This window comes from Streptomyces sp. NPDC050211, assembly GCF_040656035.1.
Taxonomy (GTDB): Bacteria; Actinomycetota; Actinomycetes; order Streptomycetales; family Streptomycetaceae; genus Streptomyces.
The window spans coordinates 107,461-131,153 of record NZ_JBFALC010000016.1 but is presented as its reverse complement, the minus strand read 5'-3'; the positions used below and the strand labels follow the sequence as shown (position 1 = coordinate 131,153).

The 23,693-nt window shown below is 69.1% G+C and carries 21 protein-coding genes and 1 pseudogene; 8 read left to right on the top strand and 14 right to left on the bottom strand.

From position 1 onward, the window contains the following. Positions 1 to 52: 52 nt before the first annotated feature. The gene (locus tag AB0I98_RS19125; RefSeq protein WP_362942923.1) at positions 53 to 1,138 is read right to left on the bottom strand and encodes a hypothetical protein; all 1,086 of its coding nucleotides are present in this window, start codon (positions 1,136 to 1,138) and stop codon (positions 53 to 55) included. 336 nt (positions 1,139 to 1,474) lie between these two features. Between AB0I98_RS19125 and AB0I98_RS19120 the strand changes: the two genes are divergently transcribed. After that, positions 1,475 to 1,687 carry a DDE-type integrase/transposase/recombinase gene (locus tag AB0I98_RS19120; RefSeq protein WP_362942920.1) on the top strand — a complete coding sequence of 71 codons (213 nt, stop codon included), beginning with the start codon at positions 1,475 to 1,477 and terminating at the stop codon, positions 1,685 to 1,687. Between the two features lie 261 nt (positions 1,688 to 1,948). Here AB0I98_RS19120 and AB0I98_RS19115 read toward each other — a convergent pair whose 3' ends face one another. Together AB0I98_RS19115 and AB0I98_RS19110 are read right to left on the bottom strand one after the other, a co-directional pair. Further along, positions 1,949 to 3,436, bottom strand: a complete 1,488-nt coding sequence (locus AB0I98_RS19115; protein ID WP_362942971.1) for a UDP-N-acetylmuramoyl-L-alanyl-D-glutamate--2,6-diaminopimelate ligase — start codon at positions 3,434 to 3,436, stop codon at positions 1,949 to 1,951. A gap of 1,064 nt (positions 3,437 to 4,500) precedes the next feature. Next, positions 4,501 to 5,958 carry a DUF1996 domain-containing protein gene (locus AB0I98_RS19110; RefSeq protein ID WP_362942917.1) on the bottom strand — a complete coding sequence of 486 codons (1,458 nt, stop codon included), beginning with the start codon at positions 5,956 to 5,958 and terminating at the stop codon, positions 4,501 to 4,503. A gap of 674 nt (positions 5,959 to 6,632) precedes the next feature. Between AB0I98_RS19110 and AB0I98_RS19105 the strand changes: the two genes are divergently transcribed. Continuing rightward, a complete protein-coding gene (locus AB0I98_RS19105; RefSeq protein ID WP_362942914.1) occupies positions 6,633 to 6,929 on the top strand; it encodes a hypothetical protein in 297 nt (98 codons plus the stop codon). A gap of 77 nt (positions 6,930 to 7,006) precedes the next feature. On the opposite strand, the gene AB0I98_RS19100 is transcribed toward AB0I98_RS19105, so the two are convergent. Further along, entirely contained in the window at positions 7,007 to 7,435 is a 429-nt protein-coding gene (locus tag AB0I98_RS19100) for a Scr1 family TA system antitoxin-like transcriptional regulator (RefSeq protein WP_362942968.1), read from the bottom strand. A 78-nt stretch (positions 7,436 to 7,513) separates the two neighbouring features. Then, positions 7,514 to 8,011, bottom strand: a pseudogene (locus tag AB0I98_RS19095) (carboxypeptidase-like regulatory domain-containing protein); the annotation flags it as partial. A gap of 387 nt (positions 8,012 to 8,398) precedes the next feature. Between AB0I98_RS19095 and AB0I98_RS19090 the strand changes: the two are divergent. The 4 genes from AB0I98_RS19090 to AB0I98_RS19075 all read left to right on the top strand — a co-directional run bounded on the left by AB0I98_RS19090 (position 8,399) and on the right by AB0I98_RS19075 (position 11,641). Beyond that, positions 8,399 to 8,602, top strand: coding sequence for a cold-shock protein (locus AB0I98_RS19090; protein ID WP_362942911.1), 204 nt, complete (start codon positions 8,399 to 8,401; stop codon positions 8,600 to 8,602). 522 nt (positions 8,603 to 9,124) lie between these two features. After that, entirely contained in the window at positions 9,125 to 10,030 is a 906-nt protein-coding gene (locus tag AB0I98_RS19085) for an NADP-dependent oxidoreductase (protein ID WP_362942908.1), read from the top strand. A 58-nt stretch (positions 10,031 to 10,088) separates the two neighbouring features. Further along, entirely contained in the window at positions 10,089 to 11,150 is a 1,062-nt protein-coding gene (locus tag AB0I98_RS19080) for an alkene reductase (protein ID WP_362942905.1), read from the top strand. A gap of 11 nt (positions 11,151 to 11,161) precedes the next feature. After that, positions 11,162 to 11,641 carry a MarR family winged helix-turn-helix transcriptional regulator gene (locus AB0I98_RS19075; protein ID WP_362942902.1) on the top strand — a complete coding sequence of 160 codons (480 nt, stop codon included), beginning with the start codon at positions 11,162 to 11,164 and terminating at the stop codon, positions 11,639 to 11,641. A 53-nt stretch (positions 11,642 to 11,694) separates the two neighbouring features. Here AB0I98_RS19075 and AB0I98_RS19070 read toward each other — a convergent pair whose 3' ends face one another. Beyond that, positions 11,695 to 12,864, bottom strand: a complete 1,170-nt coding sequence (locus AB0I98_RS19070) for an epoxide hydrolase family protein (RefSeq protein ID WP_362942899.1) — start codon at positions 12,862 to 12,864, stop codon at positions 11,695 to 11,697. An 83-nt stretch (positions 12,865 to 12,947) separates the two neighbouring features. On the opposite strand from AB0I98_RS19070, the gene AB0I98_RS19065 reads away from it, so the two are divergent. After that, positions 12,948 to 13,523, top strand: coding sequence for a CGNR zinc finger domain-containing protein (locus AB0I98_RS19065; protein WP_362942896.1), 576 nt, complete (start codon positions 12,948 to 12,950; stop codon positions 13,521 to 13,523). A gap of 3 nt (positions 13,524 to 13,526) precedes the next feature. Here AB0I98_RS19065 and AB0I98_RS19060 read toward each other — a convergent pair whose 3' ends face one another. The 8 genes from AB0I98_RS19060 to AB0I98_RS19025 all read right to left on the bottom strand — a co-directional run bounded on the left by AB0I98_RS19060 (position 13,527) and on the right by AB0I98_RS19025 (position 22,851). Beyond that, entirely contained in the window at positions 13,527 to 14,705 is a 1,179-nt protein-coding gene (locus AB0I98_RS19060) for an esterase-like activity of phytase family protein (protein ID WP_362942893.1), read from the bottom strand. Between the two features lie 69 nt (positions 14,706 to 14,774). Continuing rightward, positions 14,775 to 15,710 carry an ABC transporter permease gene (locus AB0I98_RS19055; protein ID WP_362942890.1) on the bottom strand — a complete coding sequence of 312 codons (936 nt, stop codon included), beginning with the start codon at positions 15,708 to 15,710 and terminating at the stop codon, positions 14,775 to 14,777. Then, positions 15,707 to 16,819 carry an ABC transporter permease gene (locus AB0I98_RS19050; protein WP_362942887.1) on the bottom strand — a complete coding sequence of 371 codons (1,113 nt, stop codon included), beginning with the start codon at positions 16,817 to 16,819 and terminating at the stop codon, positions 15,707 to 15,709. Before AB0I98_RS19050 ends, AB0I98_RS19055 begins: the two co-directional genes overlap by 4 nt. Continuing rightward, entirely contained in the window at positions 16,816 to 18,402 is a 1,587-nt protein-coding gene (locus AB0I98_RS19045; protein WP_362942884.1) for an ABC transporter ATP-binding protein, read from the bottom strand. Before AB0I98_RS19045 ends, AB0I98_RS19050 begins: the two co-directional genes overlap by 4 nt. 14 nt (positions 18,403 to 18,416) lie before the next feature. Continuing rightward, positions 18,417 to 19,508: a BMP family ABC transporter substrate-binding protein gene (locus AB0I98_RS19040; RefSeq protein ID WP_362942881.1), complete on the bottom strand. Its 1,092-nt coding sequence runs from the start codon at positions 19,506 to 19,508 to the stop codon at positions 18,417 to 18,419. 119 nt (positions 19,509 to 19,627) lie between these two features. Continuing rightward, positions 19,628 to 20,377 (bottom strand): glutamine amidotransferase, encoded by a 750-nt coding sequence (locus AB0I98_RS19035; RefSeq protein WP_362942873.1) that lies wholly within the window; start codon positions 20,375 to 20,377, stop codon positions 19,628 to 19,630. A gap of 91 nt (positions 20,378 to 20,468) precedes the next feature. Beyond that, on the bottom strand, positions 20,469 to 21,497 hold the full coding sequence (locus AB0I98_RS19030) for a LacI family DNA-binding transcriptional regulator (RefSeq protein ID WP_362942870.1): 1,029 nt from the start codon (positions 21,495 to 21,497) through the stop codon (positions 20,469 to 20,471). Next, the gene (locus AB0I98_RS19025; RefSeq protein WP_362942867.1) at positions 21,487 to 22,851 is read right to left on the bottom strand and encodes an amidohydrolase; all 1,365 of its coding nucleotides are present in this window, start codon (positions 22,849 to 22,851) and stop codon (positions 21,487 to 21,489) included. The genes AB0I98_RS19030 and AB0I98_RS19025 overlap by 11 nt, the downstream gene beginning before the upstream one ends. Before the next feature lie 141 nt (positions 22,852 to 22,992). Here AB0I98_RS19025 and AB0I98_RS19020 point away from each other — a divergent pair, with 141 nt between their 5' ends. Next, positions 22,993 to 23,655 carry an NUDIX domain-containing protein gene (locus tag AB0I98_RS19020; RefSeq protein WP_362942864.1) on the top strand — a complete coding sequence of 221 codons (663 nt, stop codon included), beginning with the start codon at positions 22,993 to 22,995 and terminating at the stop codon, positions 23,653 to 23,655. The last annotated feature ends 38 nt before the right edge of the window (positions 23,656 to 23,693 follow it).

Below are 23,693 nucleotides of genomic sequence, written 5' to 3'. Positions count from 1 at the left end.
TCGCCCACGTCGGCGTCCGGGTGGCGAGCAGATCGGACTGGCCCTGCTGTTGCTACAGGTCACGGCCTGCGCGCCACGCGGACCGGCGGGCGCGATCCTTGTCGCGCAGGCATGTCGCCAGACCAACGAACTCGTTCCGGGCCTCCTGTGGGTTGCGGCCCTCCAGCAGGATCTCGGTCAGAGATGCCACCGGCCAGACGACCAGTACGCCGTGTCGCGCGAAGTACACGGCGAGGGTGCGGATACGGAAGGTGTCGGCAGTGTCGAGCCACGCGCCGGCCAGCAGCTTCCAGATGCGGCGGCGCGCCCGGCCGGTGGCGGCGTCGGCGGTGACCACGCTCGCGATCTCCAGCAGGGTCGCGCCGTCAGGGCCGTCGAGGACGAAGGTGTGATCGTCCCAGTGGTCGAAGATCACCGGGCAGTTGATGCCCCAGGGCGTGCCGATGGGCGGATCACCGGCCAGGCGGCGCATCTGCTCCAGGGCACCCGAGGTGATCAGCCGCTGCGTGAGGGCCAGGGGATCGGCGATCGCCTCGTCGTGCGCGCTACGGTGCAGTTCTTCGACGCTGGGAACGTCCTCTCGGAACACTCGAAACAGCGGGTGCTCGATGCTGTTGTTGCGGTAGGCGTATTGGAACGCGGCGAGGATCCAGCACAGCCGGGCCAGGCCCCGTTCCTGCCCCGGCCCGCCGAGCCGTCCGAGCGGGGCGTGAGCGGCAAAGTAGTCGCGCATCCGGTCAAACAGTTCGCCGAGTACCGGTTCGTCCGGCAGGCCGGGACGTGAGAAACGGCGATGTCCCCGCTCTGCGGAGGTGAACACCGTGCCGACGGTCGCTCCTGCGTCGCGTGCCGTCTTCAGGTCGATCCAGCCGCCCGGCTTCGGACGCATGTCCAGTGCCCGCTCGCGGCGATCCTCAGGTAGGCCATCGTGGGTGGGATAGCGCGCCGCCTGCGCATCTGCCCACGCGCGCGAGACAAGCCCGGCGCCGGCCAGTCCCAGCAGTGCCGCATAGGGTGGGGCGGGCTGGATCAGTGCGGCCAGGCGCAGGGTGAAGGCCCGGCCGACCTGGCTCCAGTGGTGTCTGTCGACCGCTCCCTCCGGGCGCGTGACGAAGCGATCACGGACCTGAGCTGCCATGTGCCGGGCGGCCTCGGACGCTCCAGGCAACCGCGCCTCGCACCAGTCACTCAACTCACCGTGGTACAGGTGCGAGACGACCGACATGCGATGATTCTACGATCATGAGGTGACGCGGCGGGAGACCGCCGGTTGCCCGAACTACCTTGCGGTATGCGCTGATTGGCGATCGGTTGAGGGTCCGGGGCGCGATGGACTCGCTGCCGGAGCGGCGGAACGGTCGTGTGTCGCATGGCGCCTGGCCCGGCTCGTGGAACCACGTCTGGGCAGTGAGGCGTCCTTCGCCCGCGCTGTGCGGGGTCAGCCCCGTCGAGCGGTCCTCGGGGGAGCCGGCACTTGGCCGACCATCACCGCGCTTCCCTCGTCGTGGACGCCCTGCAGATGGCCCACGGCCGGGCGGAACTCCGCCCCGGATGCGTCATCCACAGTGATCGCGGCAGCGAGTACTCCTCAGCCGAATTCCGCGACGAGATACGCGAGTTGAACCTGCGGCAAAGCTGCGGACGCACCGGATCATGCTTCGACAGCGCCGCCGCGGAAAGCTTCTGAGCGCTCCTCAAAGAAGATATCGGCACCCGCCTCTGGCCCGACCGGGCCACCGCCCGCGCCGAGGTCTTCACCTAGACCAGGCAGCGACATCGGCACACCCTCGCGGCGTAAGACATTGAGTGTCCAAGATCACGGGGAAACGTCAACAGCGATCTGACCACCGAATCGGTGCACTTCCGCGGCAAGGGCAGTAGGGACCGACGAGTGCGCTTTCGGGCCGAGTACGGCGCTGGCGGTCCGCATTTGAGGCGGCATGGCCCGCTATCCCCGGGTGAGTTCGAGCACGGTTGCCATGTCGCTGAAGGGGAGCAGCTTGTCGCCGATGATCTGATGGGGCTCGCTGCCCTTGCCGGCGATCAGGACGATGTCGTCCGGGCCCGCGGCGGAGAGAGCGAAGGCGACGGCCTGACGGCGGTCGGTGAACCGTTCGAACGGTGTGCCGGTCGCCGCGATGCCGGGGGCGATCTGGTCCAGGATGGCCTGAGGGTCTTCGTTGCGGGGGTTGTCCGAGGTGAGGACGCACAGGTCGGAGTGGGTTCCGGCGATCCTGCCCATGTCCGTCCGCTTGGTGGTGTCCCGGTCCCCGCCGCAGCCGAAGACGGTGATGACCTGGCCGCGTGCGAAGTCGCGGATGGTGGTGAGGACCTTGTCCAGGGAGTCCGGTGAGTGGGCGTAGTCCACGATCACCGACGTGCCGCGCGGCGTCTGGAAGCGCTCGAACCGACCCGGGATCGCAGGCATCCGGTCGAGGGCGGCGACCAGCCCGCCCAGATCGTGGCCCAGAAGGTGGCAGGCCGCCACGGTGGCCAGCGCGTTGGCCACCGAAAAGCGGCCCGGGATGGGGATCGCCGCCGGATACTTGTGGCCGTCGTGATGCAGGGTGAAACGCGTGCCGGAAGCGTCCACGGAGAGGTCGGTGGCCCGGTAGTCCGCCTCGGCGTCCAGGGCGTACGTGGTCGCCGCGCCCGGCATCATCGCCTGGATCCCGGCGCCCACCGGGTCGTCGGCGTTGACCACAGCGCGCCTGCACAAGCCCTGGAACAGACGCAGCTTGGCGTCCCGGTAGTTCGCCATCGTTCCGTGGTCGTCCAGGTGATCCTGCGTCAGGTTGGTGAACACGCCGACGTCGATGAACGTACGGTCCACCCGGTGTGTCAGCAGCGCCATGGACGTGGCTTCCAGTACCGCGGTGCCGACTCCGCGGTCGCGCATGCATCCCAGCAGGTACTGCAGGTCCGGCGACTCCGGCGTGGTCAGCACTGACCTCGGCATCGGGATCAGCTCGTCGCCGATGCGGCTGCCGGCGGTCCCGATGACCCCCACCTTCGCGCCCTCGGAAATCCGCAGGACCGACTCGACCATGTACGACACCGACGTCTTGCCGTTGGTACCGGTGATCGCCACCATGTCCATCTGCCGCCCCGGCTCACCGAAATAGCGGGAGGCGACGACTGCGGCCGCTGTCCGGGTGTCCGGCACCCGTACGACGCACACCTCCGGTGCCGACGCCCACACCGACGCCGCAGGTGCCGGCGTCGCGGCGTCGACGAGTACCGCCGCCGCGCCGCATGCGAGGGCAGGTGCCACCGAGTCGGGGCCGCCTTCACGGTGGCCGGGCACAGCGATGAACAGCGAACCCGGCGTCACCCGGTCGGCGTCGAAGGTGGTTCCCGCGGTGATCCCCGTCCTTGCCGGGTCGCCCTGCAGAACGTGGTGCTCCTGCCCGGCCAGCAACTCGCTCAGCTTCACAGTGATCCCTTCGAAGGTGGCTGGGGCCGTCGTGCGGCCGTCGCCAGGCGGCAGCCCCGGCGGCGCGCCGGAAGCTGCGGTGGTGCCGTTGAGCGGGTGCGCAGGTGTCGCGGACACGTCCGGTCAGAACCGGATGCGGCGGCTCAGGCCGGCAGCAGCAGTCCTGCCGTGTTGCCTGCGGTGTGTTTACGAGAACAGCGAGCCGAGCGAGGCCAGGGTCCCGCCCCGGTGAGGGCGCGGAGAATCGCTAGCCGTGGCCGTGCAGCGCGATAGGGCCACTCTCGGGCGCCTCATTGTCAGCTGCGGTCGCCGGGCCTACGGCAGCCGATCCCATGGCAGCCGGGCACAGCCGACAGGCAGCCTGCTGCAGGCTGTCCCTCACGGCAGATGTGCGACTCATGTGCCGAGTGTACGTCCGCCCGAGCGGCCCGAACGCCACGCTCGGCGCGCCACCGAGCGCGTACGAGGCGGGTACCTCCTCGTCCGGCGCCCTTGGCGGCCCCGGCAGCGGTGCAGCGGGCGGCATACAGCTTTGAGGTTGTTCAGCTCTTCGACGTAGTGCCGAGCGCATTCCGGGGGGAGTGCGCTCCGAGCCGGCGGCGGTGGGTGTCTCGGTAGCCGCACCGTCGGTAGACTCCCCGAGCGCCCGGGTCACCCCTCGGGACGGTCGAAGATCGCGCCTACGAGCGGACGGCGGACGGCACGCCGTGCGTGAATGTGGCGGTTGTCCCTCGGGGAGACTGAGGATCACAACCACGAGTGGCAGCGGCTCAACGTGATCTGGCGCGAGGTGGCGGTGGTTGCAACGCTGGCGGCCGCGGAGTGACCACCCAGGGCCTCTACGGTGGCGGTCGCTGTCAGAGGGGTGATCGAGGGCCGCAACGCCATCGAGACGAGCTTGGCCGGCCACGCTGGAGGTGGTGGTCGCCCTTCGGTGCGACTGAGAAACGCAACATGTCGATGGTGCGCTGCCCGCTTGACGCCTCGGACGTGGCGGTCCCACCGGCATTCCGTTCATGGCGGTGGGCGTCGTCAGCACGACGCCCACCGCTCGGTACTCGGACTCAGCTGCACTTACGTCCGGTGTTGATGCACTGGACCGCCTTGTTCATCAGCTTCGCGTCGAAGACGTTGATGAAGTCACCGTGGTCGGTGACCGGCTTGTGCTGCTGTTCGGGGAAGCTGTCCAGCGAGAAGAACGGACGGGTCTTGCCGTTGTCCTTGATGCTGGGCGCGTCCACGTCGTACACCAGACGCTGCACCAACTGGGGAATGGCCTTGAAGCCGGTCGGGCAGTTGCCGCCCGCGTCAGCGAAGGCCACGTGCGTACGGTGGTTGGCGCTGTCGATGTTCGTGCCGTCCCAGCAGCTCTGGAACTTGAAGGTGCGCACCACGTCGCTGCCTGACGGGCAGAGGGGGTACTTGTCCTTCAACTGCACCTTGTTCTCGAAGCCGGTGCAGCTCCAGGAGGCGTTGGCGTTGGCCGTGCCGTTGACGAACGCCTTGGCGTCACCGGTGATGATGCGCAGGAACTGGGGCATCGCCACCACCTTGCCGCGGGGGCTGCCCACGAAGTTCAAGGTGGCCTTCTTGGCCGTCAGAATCCGGCCCGTGTTGCCTTCGGCGCCGCCGCCCTGCTTGTCGGCGTCGAACTCCTTGGTGCCGTCCTGCAGGCGGAGCACCGGCCAGTAGTAGGACGACTTGTCGCCCTTGTTCTGGCAGCTGGTCCCGGCCTTGGCGAAGTCCTGGTCGCTCGAGAAGGCGTCGTTGTCCTGGTTGCCGATGTAATCGTGCACGTGGTGTGCGCCGTTGGTGACACCGGGCGCGACGATGACGTTGTCGCTGTTGTACAGCTTGTTGGCGTTCACCCCGCACTTGCTGACGAAGACACCCCTTGAAGCCTTCGCCGACTTGGCCGGCGTGCGCACATTGGCCCTCACCTTGGTGATGTCCACGAAGTCGGCGGCGACGGGGCCGTTGCCGGTGCCGCCGGCATTGGTGCTGTTGCCACCCTGGTTGTTGTTGCCGCCCTGACCGGCGGCGGGCTGGTTGCCGGTGGCGCGCAGCGTGCAGGCCGCCAAAGCGTCAAGGCCCTGCGGCTTGGCTGCCACACGGCCGATGGCGATGGCGATCCGGTCGATCGTCGCCTTCCGCTTGTCCTTCAGCGGACCCACGATCGCGTTCTGGGCGAAGTTGGGGTCCTGCGCAATCGCCCTCTGGGAGGTGGAAAGGCGCTGGTATGCCTCGGATATCTGCTTGTCGAGGAGTGCCAGTTCCTTGTCGACCTGGGCCTTCGCCTGGGCGGGCACCGATGTCAACTGCTGGCCTACGTCGGGGCAGTCAATGGTGGAGGTGCCGGCCGCGAGCGCCTGGTTCTGGGCAGAGCCCTTCGGCGCGCTGGTTTCGTCGGCCGAGGCGTAGAGGTTGACCGCCACCAGTCCACCGGCCCCTATGGCCAGTGCGGCCGCCGCGCCTACCGCCCGGCGGGCGGTCTTCGATCTTCTTCGCGTGTTGCGTCTCATCAGGCCTCTCAAGGACATCTCCGGAGCCGGCAGGACTTCCGGCATGGGGGAAGCACGTCCTCAGATACGCATGTGCGCGCCGAATGCTCAGTGAATTCCCAGGTTTTTAGGATTCTCCATCCACAAAACAGTGCATGAGGGATCAATCCGGGCCGGGGCAGCTTCCGGTATGTGTTGTGACGGGCAGCAGGGGCGACGTCTCCCGGGCTCCGGAGGTTCACCCGCCGAGGCCCGCACTTCTATCCGCCCGCCTCACCGCCCCGATCCTCCTCGTGCTCGGGGCCATGAACGCGTGGACCGCCCAGGAGGCAGGGGATTGCGACTCCCGGTCCACGGCCCTGCGCCTCTGCGCCTGCGCCGTCGGGCTGTTCGGCGAGGATCTCCTCCAAAGCGGCGACCGCTCGCTCAGCTTCTCCGAGCCGGCCTTGAGGCTCTGCGGGTCAGGGTGGACGTAAACCCGCTTGGTGAACGAGAGATCGCTGTGCCCGGCCTCGGCGGACTCCGGCTGCCTCCATGAGCTTCTGAGCCTCGCGTCGTCTGGGTCCTTCCGCCACAAGGTCACGAACCCCTCGGCGCGTCGCCAGAACATGACAGGATTTTTCATACTAATCTCCCGTAACTGTACGAAGTCGATCTCTTACAGATCGCGCACACCGCACTCCATCGGAGAGAACATGCACAAGCTTCGCAAGGCCGCTGTCGTAGTCGTCGCCCTCGGCAGCGTGGGAATCCTGGGCGCCGGTACCGCCAGCGCCAACGGCCAGGACGGTCACGGCGACAAGGGCAAGGGGCACTTCAAGGTCATGCAGAGCTCCGAATGCAAGTCGCATGACCTGAACGTCGACATCCTCGGCCAGGTCGGCATCCTCAACGGCCTGCTGGGCAACGCGCTCAACGGCGAGGGCAACGCCGGTGGGCAGAGCAAGCACATCGGCTCGACCATGGGCTGCAGCAACAGCGTTGGTCACTAGGGCGTGCTCTAGAACGTGGTGATCTGCTGGGTTGGCCGTCCGGTGAAGTCACGGGCGGCCAACCAATCCTTGGGCCATCAATGTTCACCGCTCAGGGCCCGTCGTGCAGCGCTGATCAGGTTCTGTGCATCGGTGCCGTACACACACCGCGGATTCCTGGAGGTCTTCCAGACGCGCATGTAGGTGGCGATGCTGTCGGCGTCGTAGATCCAGAAGCTGTTGCCCGGCCAGATCTTCAAGGAGCGCAGGGCACCCTCCCACATCATGATCCGGTACTTCTTGCCAGGTCGGTACAGACCTTGTTGCCGTTGGATCCGAGCGCGTACGGCATCCTCGGTGTCCCTCGGTGATCGCATGAGCTCGGCGTGCCAGACGAAGACGTGTCGGGCGTAGTCCGGGATCTGCACCATGCAGGGAATAAGGCAGTTCTCCCAGATGGTGAAGACGCGTGCCCGGTCGTGCTCAGGCGTAACGGCATCCTGAACGGCTCGGTGCCCTGCGGCCAGCTGGCGGCGCCATGAGCGGATGTGTGACTCGAACCCGCGTAGGCGGGCGAGTACGTCTCGGGGTGGCCGTTTCCGTCGGATCTCGGTCCTGGTGACGCCCTGCGGGGCGATCTCGACGGGCAGCGCGATCAGCCGGTACCCGGCCGCGGTCACCGCGAGGGTCAGCTGGCCGGGCACCAGCTCGGCGAAGCTGAAGGTGCCATCCGTGTCGGTCAGCCCGGCGGCGAGCGTGTCGCTGCGCACGTCGGCCGCGACCACCATGGCGCCGCCGATCGGCTCCTTGTGGTCGGCCGAGGTGACTGTGCCGGCCAGGCAGCTGGTGCCGGAGAGCAGGATGTCGTACGAGGCCGGCTCGTCGCCGAGCACCACCGTGGACGCCTGTGACTGGTAGCCGTTGGCGGAGGCGATGAGCACGTAGCTGCCCGCGCGCGGCGCGTCCACCGTGTACGAACCGTCCGGGTGAGCCAGCACGCGGCCCACCTGCCGCCCGCCCAGCGAGATCAAGGTGACAGCTGCCCCCGGAACGGGTGCCGATTCGGCGCCGATGACGTAGCCGCTGACCGGGATGCCGCCGGAGGATCGGACCGCGGGCATGGCCGGGGCAGCGGCCTGGCTCGGCACCTTCTCGTCGGCTTCGTTGGATTCATCGGTTTCGTCGGTCTCGGCGGTCGCCGTGTTTTCGGGGTTCTCGTCGTGCCCGTCCTGCCGGCCTCGGAGGCCGAACGCCGCGAGGGCGGCGCCCAGGAGGGCGAAGGCCCTGCGTCAGGTGGCGGGAATGAATCCGGCGGGGGGCGGGTTGTACAGGGCGGTCGTAGTTTTTGTGTCTGTGTTTCACCGCACGCTCGCGAAGAACGATGTCGCGGGCGCCGCCTTCTTTCAGGGAACTGGAGAAGTAGCGTCCAGGCCGGCCCGGGGCACCGCACGGTGCGGGTCCCGTACCCAGCCCCTGCAAGGAGCAACAAAATGACTCAGGGAACCGTCAAGTGGTTCAACGCCGAGAAGGGCTTCGGCTTCATCGCCCAGGCCGGCGGCGGCCCGGACGTCTTCGTGCACTACTCGGAGATCGACAGCTCCGGCTTCCGTAGCCTCGAGGAGAACCAGCACGTGGAGTTCGAGATCGTCCAGGGTCCCAAGGGCCCGCAGGCCTCGCACGTCCGAGCCATCTGAGACCCGGCGGGCAAGTCCTGCCGGACACCTCTTGATGCGAGGGCCGGCGCCGCACGGCGCCGGCCCTCGGCATGTCCCGGGCCGCCCAGTGCGCTGGCCCCCGGAGCAGCCCACACCGCAGTCGACCGCGTAGCCGCCGGCCAGCGCCCACCGGACGGCAGCGTTCTCTGCCGCTGATAGACGACGCGGCGCAGTGGCGGCGAACAACTCCGGTACCGACATGTCCGCGAACAGCGCGCATGCCCTCGGGCAACGGGTCCTGTCGCTGTCCGGGTTCTGGTCGACGCCAGCCGCACGGCGATCAGCGTGAGCGGCATCGCTTGGCAGGCCGGGGCTCCTGCAACACCCGGCTTGTCACCCAGGCCCAACGCCTCTCGCCTCGACTGCCCCGAGGAGACCAACACGACCGCGACCGAGTTCGCGAGGTCGAGTGGCAGCAAATACTTGGCTAGCCACGTGTTTGCTGCTACGGTCATTACGTGGCCAGCCACCTAAAGCGGTGGCGGCACGAGAGGAGTCGTCATGAAAGCCATCCTGTTCGACCGTTTCGGGGGCACTGAAGTGCTGCGCGAGGCGGACATCGAGGTCCCGCAGCCCGGCCCCGGCCAGGTCCGTGTCCGCGTAAAGGCGTCCGGAGTGAACGGGCTGGACGGCAAGATCCGTTCGGGGATGCTGGAGGCCGTGTACCCGACGACCTTCCCGTCCGTCCCCGGTGGCGAGCTGGCCGGTGTGGTGGACGCGGTGGGTGAGGGCGTGCGGGACGTGCAGGTGGGGGACGAGGTGCTGGGCTGGGCCGACACCGGCTCGTACGCCGAGTACGCGCTGGCCACCATCGTGGCCCCCAAGCCCGCCGACCTGGAGTGGCAGGACGCGGCCGCGCTGCCGGTGGCGAGTGAGACGGCCGAGCGGGTCCTGAACCTGCTGGGCGTCACCGCCGGGGAGACGGTACTGATGCACGGCGCGGCCGGAGGGGTCGGAACGCTGGCGGTCCAGCTCGCCACGGCCCGCGGAGCTCGTGTCATCGGCACCGCGGGCCCCGCCAACCAGGCCTACCTCACCTCGCTCGGCGCCACCGCGACCGTGTACGGCGAGGGCCTGGTCGAGCGGGTCCGGGAGCTGGCCCCCGACGGCGTGGACGCGGTGTTCGACCTGGCCGGCAAGGGCGCCCTGGAGGACTCGATCAGCCTGCGGGGCGGCACCGAGCGCATCGTCACCATCGCCGACTTCCGCGCACGGCAGCTCGGCATCACCTTCGCCCAAGGTCCCGCGCAGGCCGCGCCCGAGCGCCTGGCCGCCCTGGCCCAGGACGCTGCGGCCGGAAAGCTCGTCACCACCGTCACCTCCTACCCGCTCGACCAGGCTGCCACCGCCCAGCAGGTCAGCGACGCCGGGCATGTGCGGGGCAAGCTCGTCCTCACCGTTGCCTGACCACACTTCCTTGGCGCTGCCACGCCCTACCCACCCACTGTTTCGAGAAGGACCATTCATGTTGAATTCCCTGTGGACGCAGACCACCGTCGGCGGCATGTCCCTGCCGCACCGCCTGGTCATGGCCCCCATGACCCGCGACCGCTCCACGCCCGAGGGCGTCCCGACCGAGCTGAACGCCGAGTACTACGCCCAGCGGGCCTCGCACGCGCTGATCATCACCGAGGGCACCCAGCCCTCCGCCGACGGGCAGGGCTACCTCCTCACCCCCGGCATCCACAATGACGAGCAGATCGCCGGCTGGCGCAAGGCAACCGACGCCGTGCACGCGGCCGACGGCCGGATCGTCATCCAGCTGATGCACACCGGACGTATCGCCCACCCCGACAACACCCCGCACGGACGCCAGCCGGTCGCCCCGTCGGCGATCCGGCCGGAGGGCCAGATGTTCACCGCGTCCGGGCCCCAGGAGATGCCGACACCCCGTGCTCTGTCGACGCAAGAAGTCGTAGCGACCGTCGACGACTTCCGCCGCGCCGCAGCGGCCGCCGTCGCGGCAGGCGCCGACGGCGTCGAGATCCACGCCGCCAACGGCTACCTGGTGCACCAGTTCCTGTCCGACAACACCAACCAGCGCACCGACCGCTACGGCGGCACCCTCGACAACCGCATCCGCTTCGCCGTCGAGGTGTCCACTGCCGTGGCCGACGAGATCGGCGCCGACCGCACCGGCCTGCGCATCTCTCCCGGCAACCCCTACAACGACATCGCCGAATCCGACACCGCCGAGCTGTATCCGGCTCTCCTGCGCGCCCTCAGTCCGCTCGGCCTCGCCTACCTCCACGTCCTCCACGCGGGCGACGACGCGCTGCTGGGCAGCCTGCGCGCGCTGTGGCCGACCACGCTGATCCTCAACCGGGCCGGTACCGATCTGCCCACCCGCGCCCAGGACATCGACCGCGGCACGGCCGACCTCGTTTCCGTCGGCGCCCTCGCGCTCGCCAACCCTGACCTGGTCGAGCGGCTACGCTCTGACGCGCCGCTGAACACCCCCGACCCGGCGACCTTCTACGGCGGCGGGGTGGCCGGCTACACCGACTACCCCACCTACACCGTCTGAGGAACCCGACCATGCCCGCCCCCACACCCCGCACCCCCTCCACGGCGAGCGAGGGGCCGATGAGCTACGCGATCTTCCAGCTCGCGCGCGCTCATCGGGCCCGCGCCGCCGCCATGCTCCGCGAGATGGACCTGCATCCGGGACAGGAGCTGCTGCTGATGCACCTCCTGGACCGGGACGGCCAGACCCAGTCCGAGCTGCTCGAAAGCGTCGGCCTGGACCACTCCACCGTCTCCAAGTCCCTACGCCGCATGCAGGACGCCGGCCTGCTCATCCGCGAGCCGGCCGAACACGACCGGCGCGTCATGGTCGTCCACCTCACCGACAAGGGCCGTGCCATGCGCGAGCCCTTGGCGGCCATGTGGCGGGCCCTGGAGGAGGCCTCCGCGCTGGACCTGTCGGCGGAGCAGGCAGAGTCCTTCGTCCGCACCGCCTACGCCATCGCCGACGCGATCAACAGCCGCGCTCTTCCGCAAGAAGAGTCCGAGTAGCTCGCCTCGGCCCGCACCCCGGTTCACCGACGAACTGGGCACCCAGCCGGGCCTCACCTCGCGGCCAGCACGGCCGCGAGGCCCTCTCGCAGGTCCTTGACGAAATACTCGGGAACCTCCAGCGACGGGAAATGTCCCCCCGTTTCGGGCGACCCCCAACGGACGATCCGTCGGTACCGCTCCTGTGCCCAAGGGCGGGGACACTTCTCGACATCGCGGGGATACATGGTGATTGCTGACGGCACGTCGACCCGAAGGTCAGGGTCCAGCGAGTTGTGGCTCTCGTAGTAGATGCGGGCCGCCGACGCACCGGTCCGCGTCAGCCAATACAGGGTGACGTCGTCGAGAACGCGGTCTCTGGAAATCGTCTCGAACGGGCTGTCTTCGGTGTCCGACCACTCGGCGAACTTGTCGAGGATCCAGGCAAGAAGCCCGACCGGTGAGTCGACGAGCGAGTAGCCGATGGTCTGCGGCCGGGTCGCCTGCTGCTTGGCGTACGCCGCGCGGTGGCGCCAGAAATCGCGGGTTTCCTCGGCCCACTTGCGCTCGACCGCCGTCAGTCCGTCCGTCGTCAGCCCGGGCGGTCCCTCCGCGAACGTGGTGTGGATGCCGAGAACGTGCGCCGGGAACCTGCCGGCGAGAACCGTGGTGATATTGCCGCCCCAGTCGCCGCCATGGGCTGCGAACTTGTCGTAGCCGAGCCTTCCCATCAGTTCCACCCATGCGGCCGCGATCTTTTCGGTTCCCCACCCAGTGGTGGCCGGCTTGTCGCTGTAACCAAAGCCCGGTAGCGACGGGACCACGACGTGGAATGCCGGCGCGTCTTCATCCTTCGGATCTGCCAGCTCGTCCACTACATCGATGAACCGAGCAACGCTGTCCGGCCAGCCGTGCGTCAAGATCAGGGGAGTGGCATCCGCGCGCGTGGATCGGCGGTGCAGGAAGTGGATTCCCAGATCGTCAATGGTCGTGCGGAATTGGCCGATTCCGTTGAGGCGCTCTTCGAACGCTCGCCAGTTGTACCCGGTCCTCCAGTAGTTCACGACCTCGACGACGTCGGTGAGCGGAACGCCCTGGTCCCATCGGCGAGGGTCGGGCGCGGCGCGATGGACCGTCTCGGCCTCCGGTAGCCGCGCCGCCGCCAATCGCGCGCGCAGATCGTCGAGGTCGGCGTCAGGTGCGTGGGCTTCAAATGCTTGCACGTCGCTGGTTGGACCGGGCATGACACCTCCTGGGCCATTGCGGAACCGGCTAAGACGGTTCTAGCAGTCCTCGATGTCAGCGTGCAACCGGCTAAGGTGGTTCCATGCCTACCGGGTTCCCTGACTTCCGCCTCGGCAGCGTGCTGGCGACCAGCTTCACGGGGACTCTGTCGGAGCGTCATGGCGACGCTGTCGAGCGCATTCCCACGCCGCACCGACTCGTCGACTGGCTGGCGGTGAACGGCCTCGCCGTGGACTCCTGCACCACCGCACAGCTCGACCGCGCTCGGGAGCTGAGGGAGTCGATTCACGTCGCCGCGACCGCCTCCGCGCTCCAGGACGCTCTCCCCGCGTCCGCTGTCCAAGTCATCAATGACTGCAGCGTTCAGGGTCGGGCCGCGGCGATCCTGACGCCCGAGGGTGAGCGGCGATGGCGGCTCAGCTCGGCTTCCCGCGTGGAAGACGCCCTCAGCGTGATCGCCGCCGACGCCATCAGCATCATCGCGGGCGAACGAGACGGAAAGTTGGCCTTGTGCGCATCGCCGACCTGCCGAGCCGCCTTCTTCGACACCAGTCAGAGTCGCACCCGCAAGTGGTGCGACATGAACACGTGCGGGAATCGTCAGAAGAAGGCGCGCTTCAAAGCCAACCAGCGCAAAAACCTCAGAGCAGCGGAGTGATCGTCACCTCGAACGGACCGACAGCAGATGGAACTTGGTGACACTGCCGTTGAACCCGAAGTTGTCGTCTGCGACGAGGACGAGCGAGCGGGAGCCGTCGGGCAGCCTGGGACCCCAGGTGATGCCCTCGACGTTGTCGGCGTCCGTGCCGGAGGTGGTGAAGTCGTACAGCAGCTTCTTTCGCATCGGCTTCTCGTCGCCGGACAAGGTGTCCTTGCCGTTCACATTCGTGGCACCGATGGTGCTGGTCCAGTACAGACGGATGGCGAAGCCGACACCGGAGGCGAAGGAGCGCTCCACGGTGAGGTAGTCGGTCTTGTTGATCGCGAGGATCTCGGTGACTCCCCGGTCCGCCGAGTACGTCCCGACCGGGGGCGGCAGTGGTGCGGTGGGGGCGTCGGAGATCGGGTCCACCTCGTAGACGTGCTCGGCCTGTGGCTTGCCCGTCGCACGATCCGCCACCAGCAGCCTGGACGGGCTCTTGGCCGTCAACCCGGCTGCGGGGCCGTCCTGGACGAGCGCGTTCTCCGTGACCGTGACGACGTTGCTGCCGTCGGGGGAGAGGGTGAGCCCTTCGAGCGCCTGGTTGTTGCGGACGCCAGCGGTGAGCGTGCCGGACGCCGACCTGACGGGCGCGTACGCCTTGGGCAACGGCAGTTCGCGATCGTAACCGCCCGACGTGGTCGCCTCCCGGACGAAGGCAGGCTGACCGGAGGACGAAGCTCCCTCGCTGGTCCACAGCAGGCTGTTGCCGTCCGGCGTCCAGCGGATCGCCTCGGGGTCGACCGCCTTGGCGGCGAAGGGCTCGCCCGTGGTGTCGTCGAGCACGGTCAGGCTGTCGAGTACGGGCTTGTCACCGGCGAAGGCGGGCCCGTCGAGCGGCAGTCGGAGGGTGTAGAAGCGGGCCTTGCCGTTCTCCGAGCGGTCGTCGCTGAGGGCGACGTATCGGCCGGACTCCCGGTCGTAGTCGATGCCGGACAGCCCGCCGAACGGCATGCCGAACTCCGTCGTCCCGGCCGGCACGGTGATCGTGTCCAGCAGCCGAACGTTCCGCGGCTTCGCGGCCGCTGCGGGCTCCGCGGCGAATCCGCTCACGAGAGCCACGCTGCCGAGGAGTCCGACGGCGGTGAGGGTGCCGACGAGCGCGCGTCCGCGGTGCACTCGGTGTCTGTGTCGTCGCATGGGTGACCTTCCAAACCTTCCAAAAGGACTGACCAAAAGGACTGATTGCAGGGGAAGTTGGGTGCCGCGTCAGAGGGAGACGGCGACCTCTCCGGTGGCGCCGCGTCGCTTGCGCCGCCACGCGTAGAGCGCGAGGGCGACCAGCGTCAGGGCGTACGGGATCGTCGACACCAGTTGCGGCGGTACGTCGAGCGTCCCGAGCTGTACGGCCAGAGCTTCCGCCGCGCCGAAGCCGAGCGCGGCGAGGAAGACGCCCCACGGGCGCAGCCCGCCCAGGAAGACCGCGGCGAGGGCGATGAAGCCGCGGCCGGCCGTCATGTCCCGTACGAAGAAGGACACATAGCCCATGCTGAGGAAGACCCCGGCGAGGCCGGCGAGCGCGCCGCTGAGGGCGAGGCCGGCGTACTGGACCCGTCGAACCGGAATTCCTACGGAGGCGGCGGCGTCCGGCATCTCGCCGACCGCGCGCAGATGGAAGCCGAAGCGGGTGCGGAAGAACAGCCAGGCGACGAAGGGCGCGGCCAGGAACGCCAGCCAGGTGATCATGTTCTGACCACTCACCACATCACCCAGTACGGGAATGCTCTCGACGCCCGGCAGGGTGACCGTCGGCAGTGTGCCGCTCTTCAGCCCTGACGTACCGCCCTTGTCGTCGAGCAGGGTGTAGACCGCGAACGCGGTACCGCCGGCGGCGAGGAGGTTGAGGCCGATGCCCGCGATGATCGCGTCGGCGCCCAGCTCCAGCCGCAGAGCGGCCAGCAGCACCCCCATCAGCGCCGCCACCGCGACCCCGCACACCGCGCCCAGGGCGACGGAGTGGCTGTATCCGGCGACCAGCGCGCCCGTGCAGGCCGCGCCGAGCATCTGCCCCTCCAGGGCGATGTTGCTGATGCCGGCGCGTTCGGCGACCAGTCCGCCGAGCGCGGCGAGCAGGTAGGGGGTCGCGACCCGTAGCACCGCCGCCAGGAAGGCGCTGCTGAGGACGACGTCGAGCATGGAACTCATCGGACGCCCACCTGCCTGCGCACGAGCCGGCGCTTGAGCAGGTCCGGCAGGGCCTGGGCGGTGACCAGCAGCACGATGACCGCCTGGATGACCACCACGATCTCGGTGCCCACGTCCGTCTGCTGTTCCATGATGTCGCCCCCGGCGCGCAAATAGGAGTAGAAGAGCCCGGCGACCACGACGACGAGCGGGTTGTTCCTGGCCAGCAGGGCCACGACGATCCCCTCGAAGGCCAGGCTGCCGGCGAGACCGGGTTCCAGGCGCCCGTAGACGCCCTGGACGAGGTGGGCTCCCGCGAGGCCCGCCACCGCGCCGCCGATGACGAAGCTCCACTCGATGACGCGGGGCACCTTGATGCCGCCGTACTCGGCGAAGCCCGGGTTGGAGCCGGTCATGCGGATGCGGTAGCCGAGCGGGGTACGGGTGATGAGCAGCCACAGCGCGACCGCGGTGAGCAGCATGACGCCGAGCCCGAGGTTGGCGCGGCCCATCGGGGTGCCGAACCAGTCGGTCAGCGGCGTGAGCGCGGCATCGTCCTGGATGGCCTTCGAGTGCACGGCGCTGCTGCCGGGCTCCTTCAGCGGACCGTTGACCAGGTAGTCGTAGACGCGGACGACGATGGCGTTGAGCATCAGCGTGGCCACGATCTCGTTGGCGCCGAGGCGGGCCTTCATCGATCCCGGCACCAGGCCCATTCCGGCGCCCGCGGTGGCGGCGGCGACCATGGGCACGATCACGGCGGCGACCGGCGGCAGCGGCAGGAAGATCGCGACCGCGCCGGCGGCCAGCGCTCCGGTGTAGAGCTGGCTCTCGGCGCCGAGGCTGATCTGCCGGGCGCGGAAGGGGATGGCAACCGACAGGCCGAGCAGGGTGAGCGTGGTGGCGTCCTCTAGCCAGCGGCCCACCCGGAAGGAGCGGTCCAGCGGGCCGGTGAGCATCACCTCGTAGGCGCGCACCGGGTCGTTGCCGGTGAGGAGCATGACGAGGAAGCCGATGGCGAGGGCGGCCAGGATGGTGGCCAGGGCCATGCTGAGGTCCACCGCGAGATCGCGGCGACGGGTCGCCCGGTACTCGCGGCGGTCCTCGGTCTCGATCAGGGTGCCGGTCACGGGGCGTCCCCCAGGTCCGTCAGACCGGCGGTGAGGTGGTCGCGGTCGTGGTGCTCGACGCCGAGCATGTAGAGCCCGACGCGCTTCTCGGTGAGGCCGGTCGTGTCGTCGAACCGGGCGGTCAGGAGGCCGTCCTTGAGGACGAGCAACCGGTCGGAGAGGGCGAGCAGTTCGGTGAGGTCGGCCGAGACCAGAAGCACGGCGGTGCCCGCGTCGCGTGCGGCGACCAGTTGCTCGTACATGAACCGCATCGCGCCGACGTCCACCCCGCGGGTGACCTGAGAGGCGATCAGCAGCCGTGGCCCGGCGGACAGTTCACGGGCGACGATCACCTTCTGCAGGTTGCCCCCGGACAGCGCGCGCACCGGGACCGACGGGTCGGGGGTGCGGATGGCGTAGTCGGAGATCAGCCGCTCGGCGTGGGCACGCACGGCCTTCGGGCTGAGCATGCCGCGGCGGGCGAGGGGCGGGCGGTCGTGGCGGTCTACGACGAGGTTGTCGGCGATCGACTCGTCGAGCGCGGCGCCGTTGGACAGCCGGTCCTCCGGTACGTAGCCGATGCCGGCCCCGCGGTGCGCGGCCACGTCCAGACCGGCCGTGTCGGTGCCGCCGACGTGAACCGTGCCCGCGGTCGGCCGGCGCAACCCGGCGAGGATCTCGGCGAGTTCGCTCTGGCCGTTGCCCTCGATGCCGGCCACACCGACGATCTCCCCGGCGGCCACGTCGAAGTCCAGGCCGTGCAGGGACTGCCCGGTCGGCGCCTCGTAGCCGAGGCCCCGTACCCGCAGGGTGACCCCTGCCGGGCTCGCGGGGGCGCGGTCCACGTCCAGGGAGACCTCGCGGCCGACCATCATCGAGGCGAGCGACCGCTCGGTGGCGTCGGCCGTGGCGACCGTCCCCACCAGCGAACCGGCGCGCATCACACTCACCTTGTCGCTGATCTCCCGCACCTCGCGCAGCTTGTGCGAGATGAACAGCACGGTCATTCCGTCGTCGCGCAGCCGTCGTACGGCGGCGAACAGGTCCTCGGTCTCCTGCGGGGTGAGCACGGCGGTCGGCTCGTCGAGGATCAAGACGCGCGCTCGGCGGTGGAGGGCCTTGAGGATCTCGGCGCGCTGCCGCATGCCGACCGACACCTCGTCGACGCGCGCCTTCGGGTCGACGGCGAGTCCGGACTCCTGAGCGAGCCGGGCGGTCGTCTCCACGGCCGCCTTCGGGTCGACCAGACCGCGTCGGCCCGGCTCTACGCCGAGGACGACGTTCTGCGCGATGGTGAAGGAGGGCACCAGCATGAGGTTCTGGTGCACCATGCCCACGCCCAGGGCGATCGCCGAGGCCGGGCCGCGCAGCACGCGGGGCCGGCCGCCGACCAGGAGCTCGCCGGAAGTGGGCTGCTCCAGGCCGTAGAACAGCTTCATCAGCGTGGACTTGCCCGCGCCGTTCTCGCCCACGACCGCCCGGATCTCGCCCGGCGGGACCTCCAGGTCCACACCGCGCACCGCGCGGACTCCGTTGGCGTACGTCTTGGTGACCGCACGGGCGGCGACGGCAGGACCGTCCTTGCCCCATGGCTCGTTCATCATCGAAGGCCGTCCGACTAGAAGGCGCTGGGGACCGTGACGGAGCCGGACTTCACCTGGTCGGCGGCTTCCTGGACCTCGGTACGGATCTTCTCGGGGACCAGCTCCGCGAAGTGGTCGTCGTTCACATAGCCGACGGCGTCCTCGGCGAGACCGACGGTGTCGACGGCGCCGTACTTGAGGGAGTCCTTCTGGTCCGCCTGCGCGGCCTTGTAGAGGGCCGTGCCGACATTCTTGAGGATGGAGGTGACGACCGTGTTCTTCTGCGCCTGGTCGGTGAGGGTCTGGTACTGGTCGGAGTCGACGCCGAAGGTGTACCGCCCGGCCGCGACCGCCGACTCGAAGGTGCCGAGGCCGGAGAGCCCGGCGACCGGCCACACCAGCGCGGCGCCCTGGCCATACATGGCGGTGGAGATCTCCTTGCCCTTCGCGGGATCACTGAACGGCTTGTCGCCGCCCACGTACTGCACGAGCACGTCGGAGTTCTGTCCACCCGCGTCCTTGAATCCTGCCTTGAAACCGACGACGAAGTCCTCGATCACCGGGATCTTCACTCCGGGCATGACGCCGACCTTCTTCAGGGATTCGCCACCCTTGAGTGATTTCCCGGCCACCAGCTTCTCGGCGAGGAATCCGGCGAGATAACCGCCCTCGTTCTGCTTGAAGGTCACGGAGTAGACGTTCTCGCACTTGTTGGAACAGGTGCCGTTCTTGCCGCTGTAGTCGACCGGGGCGTCGAAGAGCCAGAACTTCTTGTCCGGGAATTGCGGGGCGAGTTCGCCGATGTAGTCGGTGACCTCGAAGGTCCCGGCCGCCAGGATGTCGTAGTCGTCGGCCGAGGCGGCGTCCTCGAATCCGGGCTCCCACTTGGTGCGGTCGGCACCCAGCTCGACCACCTTGAGCTCGTAACCGAGGTCCTTCTGAGCCCTCTTCAGCCCCTCGTAGGCGGAGTCGAAGAACGACTTGTCGCCCAGCCCGCCATTGATCACCAATTTGATGCGCGGCTTGTCGGAGGCGGCCGCTCCGGAATCGTCCCCGCCCGATCCGCCGCACGCGGTGAGCGCGAGCATGCCGGTCACCGCGAGGGCGGCGCTTCTTCCGTATCGCATCATGGACCTCCTGATCATTGTGTTGCTGAGTGAGCGGCTGCGTTGACAGTAGGAAGTGCAAAACGCTTTGGCTACGTCGGCCGGTTTCTGTCTGATTTCCGGTGTGGCAATTTCAGACATCACAGCTCCGCCCCGGCCAGCCAGCGCACCAGCCGGTCCCACAACTCCGCGTATCCGTCCCAGTCCAGGAACGCCGGCGGCGCCCAGTGCGGTGCCACGTCGGAGGTGAACGCGGCCGATCTGCCCGTGCCGTGTGCGCCGACGACCAGCAGCGGATGCCCGGCGCACTCGGCCAGCAGCGACGCGTCCGGACGTACCGTGACCTCGTTGAGGCCGAGCAGCGCCGGCCAGGACCGGTCCAGTCCCAGTACGAGCGGGTGCTCGCCCACTACCTCGGGCGCGGCCCCGGCAGGCAGCTCCACCCGGTCGTCCCGGTCGACCATGACCACCGGCAACGCGGCGGCCAGCGGCGTACGTCCCCACCTCGCGCGGGCGTCGATACCGCTGAAGCTCAGGTAGCCGCCGATCATCAGCACCCCACCGCCACGCTCGACGAAGTCGCGCACCAGCTCCGAGCGGTCGGGCGCGGCGACGGACCGGCCGAAGGTCTCCGGCGGCAGTTGGAAACTGTTGGCGCCGACATCGCTGATGACCACGGCGTCGTACGCGTCGAAGCCCGCCGCCGAGTGGGGCACCCGGATGGGGATCTCGTGCGCGGGAACGTAGGTCACGTCGTGGCCCCGGGAGCGGAGGGCGTCGAGGAAGACGCCTCCGCCCTCGGTGTACTCCGCGGTGTGGAAGGCGTCGAAGCCCTTCTGATGCACCGTGTACGTGAACCAGGACTCGCCGATGACGAGCACTCTGGGCATGGCGAACCGCCTTTCGGGGAGGGCGAGTTGAGACGGCCGGGCACGGGGACATGGCCGCGTGGCGCGGTGGTCGGGCAGGGGGATGCGCGGGTCAGCGGGTGGTGGGAGGCGCCGTGCTGCCCCGCACCTTCAGTTGGACGGGGAGGGTGTGGCGTGAGGCGGGCGGGATCTCGCCGCGGGAGACGTACTGGAGAAGCTGGGCGGTGGCGGTGCGGCCCACGTCGTAGGCGGGCTGGTGGACGGTGGTCAGGGACGGATGGGACAGCGAGGCCGCCCGGATGTCGTCGAAGCCGACCACCGAGACGTCCTCCGGCACCGAGAGACCCGCGTCCCTGAGGGCCGTGAGGGCGCCGAACGCCATCAGGTCGTTGGCCGCGAACACGGCGGTGCAGTCGAGGCCGCCGTCCTGGAGGAGCTTGTCGACCAGGACGTAGCCGGATGCTTCCTTGAAGTCACCGACGCGCTCCACGACTTCGCCCCGGAAGGCCTGGACGAAGCCGTTCGCACGGGCGACGCTGCTCGGCAGGGCGCCGGGTCCGGTCAGCATCAGGACCCGGCGGTGACCGAGCGCCCGCAGGTGTGCACCGACCAGCCGCCCGCCCGCCTCGTGGTCGGCCGTGGCGATGAGGGCGCCCTCCAGGCCCTCGACCTCCTCATCGGCGAGCGCGATGGGGAACTTGCCCATGAGGGACTCCAGTCGGCGCCGGGACGGCGGGGACCCCGAGGCGTACACCATCCCGTCGATGAACCGGCTGCGGATCATGCCGAGATAGCGGTCCTCGCGATCGGCGTCGAACTCGGTGTTGCACAGGATCAGGCCGTAGCCGAGGTCGTGGGCGGCGTCCTCGGCGCCCTTGGCGAGCTCGGCGAAGAAGGTGTTGCTGATGTCGGGGATCAGCAGGCCGATCACCGAGGTGGAACCGGCCTGCAGGCTGCGCGCCAGCGACGCGGGGACGTAGCCGAGCCGGTTGACGACACTGCGCACCCGGGTGGCGGTCTCCTCGTTGACCGGCCGGTTGCCGCTGAGCACGTGCGAGACCGTGGTCGGGCTGACCCCGGCCGCCGCGGCCACGTCCTTGATGGACGCCGCACCACGGACGGGGGAGTGCTCACGGGTCATAGTGCTGCACCGCCCTTCCGTGGGAGGTGTCGAGAATCCGCGCCACCCGGGCCTCGGCCTCCGCGAGGAGCGCGGGCTCGTCCACGGTGAGCAGCCGCCCGTCGCGCATCAGGACGCGGCCGTCGACGATCACCGTACGTACGTCACTGGCGCGGGCGCTGTAGACCAGGGCGGCGCGCGGGTCGTGCAGCGGACGGCAGTGCGCTCCGGACAGGTCGGTGAGGACGATGTCGGCCCGCATACCCGGCTCCAGAGCGCCGATCCGGTTAGCCAGGCCCAGGGCGCGGGCGCCGCCCCGCATGGCCAGTCGCAGGGTGTCGGAGACGGTCATCCAGGTGGCGTCGCGCACCGCCTGCTTCTGGGTGAGCGCGAGCAGCCGCAGCGCCTCCCACACGTCGAGGGTGTTGTGACCGGCGGCGCCGTCCGTGCCGACCGCCACCGTGACCCCCGCGCCGAGCAGCTCGCGGACCGGGGTGAGCGGGGACAGTGCGTGCTTGAGATACACCTTGGGGCAGCAGGCCACGGCGGTCGTGCTCGCGTACTCGGCCAGCAGCGGCAGGTCCTGTTCGACGATGCCGCAGCCGTGCGCGATCAGCGCACCCGCCTGAAGCACCCCGGTCTCGTACAGCACCCGGATCGGGGTGATGCCGCGCCGCTCCAGACTGGACTGCGTCTGCTCCGCATGCTCGGCGGCGTGGATGTGTATCCGCAGGCCGAGCTCCCGGGCGTGCCCGGCCAGGGTCCGCAGGTCCGCGTCGTTCACCGTGTACGGGGCATGCGGCCCGAGCGAGACGGTCACCCGGCCCGCCGCCCGCCCGTGCCAGGTCTCGGCGAACCTCACGCCGGCCTCAAGGGATTCCTGGCCCCCGCTGCTGAAGTACGTGGGAGCGATGTCGGCCCGCAGGCCGGTCTCGGCGACCGCCTCGGCGATCTGCTCGGGGAAGAAATAGTGGTCGGCGAAGGCCGTGACGCCGGAACGGATCATCTCCGCGCAGGCCAGCCGCGCCCCGGCCCGCACGTCCGCCGCGGTGAGGTTGGACTCCATCGGCCAGACGCGCTCGTTGAACCACGCCTCGACCGTCACGTCCTCGGCCGCACCGCGCATCAGCACCATGGGGATGTGCGTGTGCGCGTTCACCAGGCCCGGTACGGCGAGCAGCCCGCGCCCGTCGACGACCTCCGCGGTGCCGTCGTCGGGGGCGGCGCCGGTCGGCCGCACCTCCTCGATGACACCGTCCGCGACCACGATGTCCCGCGCCGGGAGGACCTCACACGCGCCCTCCGGCGGAACCCGCAGCACATCGCAGCCCCTCACCAGGAGACGGCCCGCGGACGGAGGCGTTCTGTCGCTCATGCGGCACAAGCTAGATATCCAAAACGTTTTGCACAACAGGCGACGGCAGATGACGACAAGTCGATGCTTCGGCCCGCCGTTCGCTCCGAACTGGTAGAAGACGGGCATGACCACTTCACTCCACCCTCGTGGCGCCACCCGATGACCGCCGGTATCGACACCCCCGACCGCCGCGGCCGCACCGGACTCGACCGGACCGGCCTGGACCTGACCGGCAACCCGCGTGTGAAGGTGCGGGAGGTGACCCTGCTCTCCAGTCACTGGTACGTCGAGCGCGCGACGACCTTCGACTTCCAGCATGCCGACGGCACGTGGACCACCCAGCAGCGCGAGACGCACGACCGCGGCAACGGGGCCACCATGCTGCTGTACGACACGGAACGCGAAACGGTGCTGCTCACCCGTCAGTTCCGCTACCCCGTCTACGTCAACAACCACCCGGACGGGATGCTGATCGAGACGCCCGGTGGACTGCTCGACGACGATGACGAGCACCCGGAGATCGCCGTACGGCGTGAGGTCGTGGAGGAGACCGGCCACACCATCGGTGCCGTCCGGCATGTCTTCGACGTCTATATGAGCCCGGGCTCGGTCACCGAACGCGTCAGCTTCTACGCCGCCGAGTACGGGCCGTCGACCCGCACCCATGAGGGCGGGGGACTGGACGAGGAGGGCGAGGACATCGAGATCCTCGAAGTGCCCTTCCGCCGAGCCCTGGAGATGATCCGTACCGGGGAGATCGCCGACGCCAAGACGATCATGTTGCTCCAATGGGCGGCGCTGGAGGGGCCGTTCGCGGGCTGAAGCTGCGTACGCCCTTGACTTGAAGAGCACTTCAAGCT

What these genes read in the sequence shown, in the direction of transcription:
- AB0I98_RS19125 (WP_362942923.1), bottom strand. Translation starts at nt 1,138, where the DNA reads ATGGCAGCTCAGGTCCGTGATCGCTTCGTCACGCGCCCGGAGGGAGCG.
- AB0I98_RS19110 (WP_362942917.1), bottom strand. Translation starts at nt 5,958, where the DNA reads ATGAGACGCAACACGCGAAGAAGATCGAAGACCGCCCGCCGGGCGGTA.
- AB0I98_RS19105 (WP_362942914.1), top strand. Translation starts at nt 6,633, where the DNA reads ATGCACAAGCTTCGCAAGGCCGCTGTCGTAGTCGTCGCCCTCGGCAGC.
- AB0I98_RS19090 (WP_362942911.1), top strand. Translation starts at nt 8,399, where the DNA reads ATGACTCAGGGAACCGTCAAGTGGTTCAACGCCGAGAAGGGCTTCGGC.
- AB0I98_RS19085 (WP_362942908.1), top strand. Translation starts at nt 9,125, where the DNA reads ATGAAAGCCATCCTGTTCGACCGTTTCGGGGGCACTGAAGTGCTGCGC.
- AB0I98_RS19080 (WP_362942905.1), top strand. Translation starts at nt 10,089, where the DNA reads ATGTTGAATTCCCTGTGGACGCAGACCACCGTCGGCGGCATGTCCCTG.
- AB0I98_RS19075 (WP_362942902.1), top strand. Translation starts at nt 11,162, where the DNA reads ATGCCCGCCCCCACACCCCGCACCCCCTCCACGGCGAGCGAGGGGCCG.
- AB0I98_RS19070 (WP_362942899.1), bottom strand. Translation starts at nt 12,864, where the DNA reads ATGCCCGGTCCAACCAGCGACGTGCAAGCATTTGAAGCCCACGCACCT.
- AB0I98_RS19065 (WP_362942896.1), top strand. Translation starts at nt 12,948, where the DNA reads ATGCCTACCGGGTTCCCTGACTTCCGCCTCGGCAGCGTGCTGGCGACC.
- AB0I98_RS19060 (WP_362942893.1), bottom strand. Translation starts at nt 14,705, where the DNA reads ATGCGACGACACAGACACCGAGTGCACCGCGGACGCGCGCTCGTCGGC.
- AB0I98_RS19055 (WP_362942890.1), bottom strand. Translation starts at nt 15,710, where the DNA reads ATGAGTTCCATGCTCGACGTCGTCCTCAGCAGCGCCTTCCTGGCGGCG.
- AB0I98_RS19045 (WP_362942884.1), bottom strand. Translation starts at nt 18,402, where the DNA reads ATGATGAACGAGCCATGGGGCAAGGACGGTCCTGCCGTCGCCGCCCGT.
- AB0I98_RS19040 (WP_362942881.1), bottom strand. Translation starts at nt 19,508, where the DNA reads ATGCGATACGGAAGAAGCGCCGCCCTCGCGGTGACCGGCATGCTCGCG.
- AB0I98_RS19035 (WP_362942873.1), bottom strand. Translation starts at nt 20,377, where the DNA reads ATGCCCAGAGTGCTCGTCATCGGCGAGTCCTGGTTCACGTACACGGTG.
- AB0I98_RS19030 (WP_362942870.1), bottom strand. Translation starts at nt 21,497, where the DNA reads ATGACCCGTGAGCACTCCCCCGTCCGTGGTGCGGCGTCCATCAAGGAC.
- AB0I98_RS19025 (WP_362942867.1), bottom strand. Translation starts at nt 22,851, where the DNA reads ATGAGCGACAGAACGCCTCCGTCCGCGGGCCGTCTCCTGGTGAGGGGC.
- AB0I98_RS19020 (WP_362942864.1), top strand. Translation starts at nt 22,993, where the DNA reads ATGACCGCCGGTATCGACACCCCCGACCGCCGCGGCCGCACCGGACTC.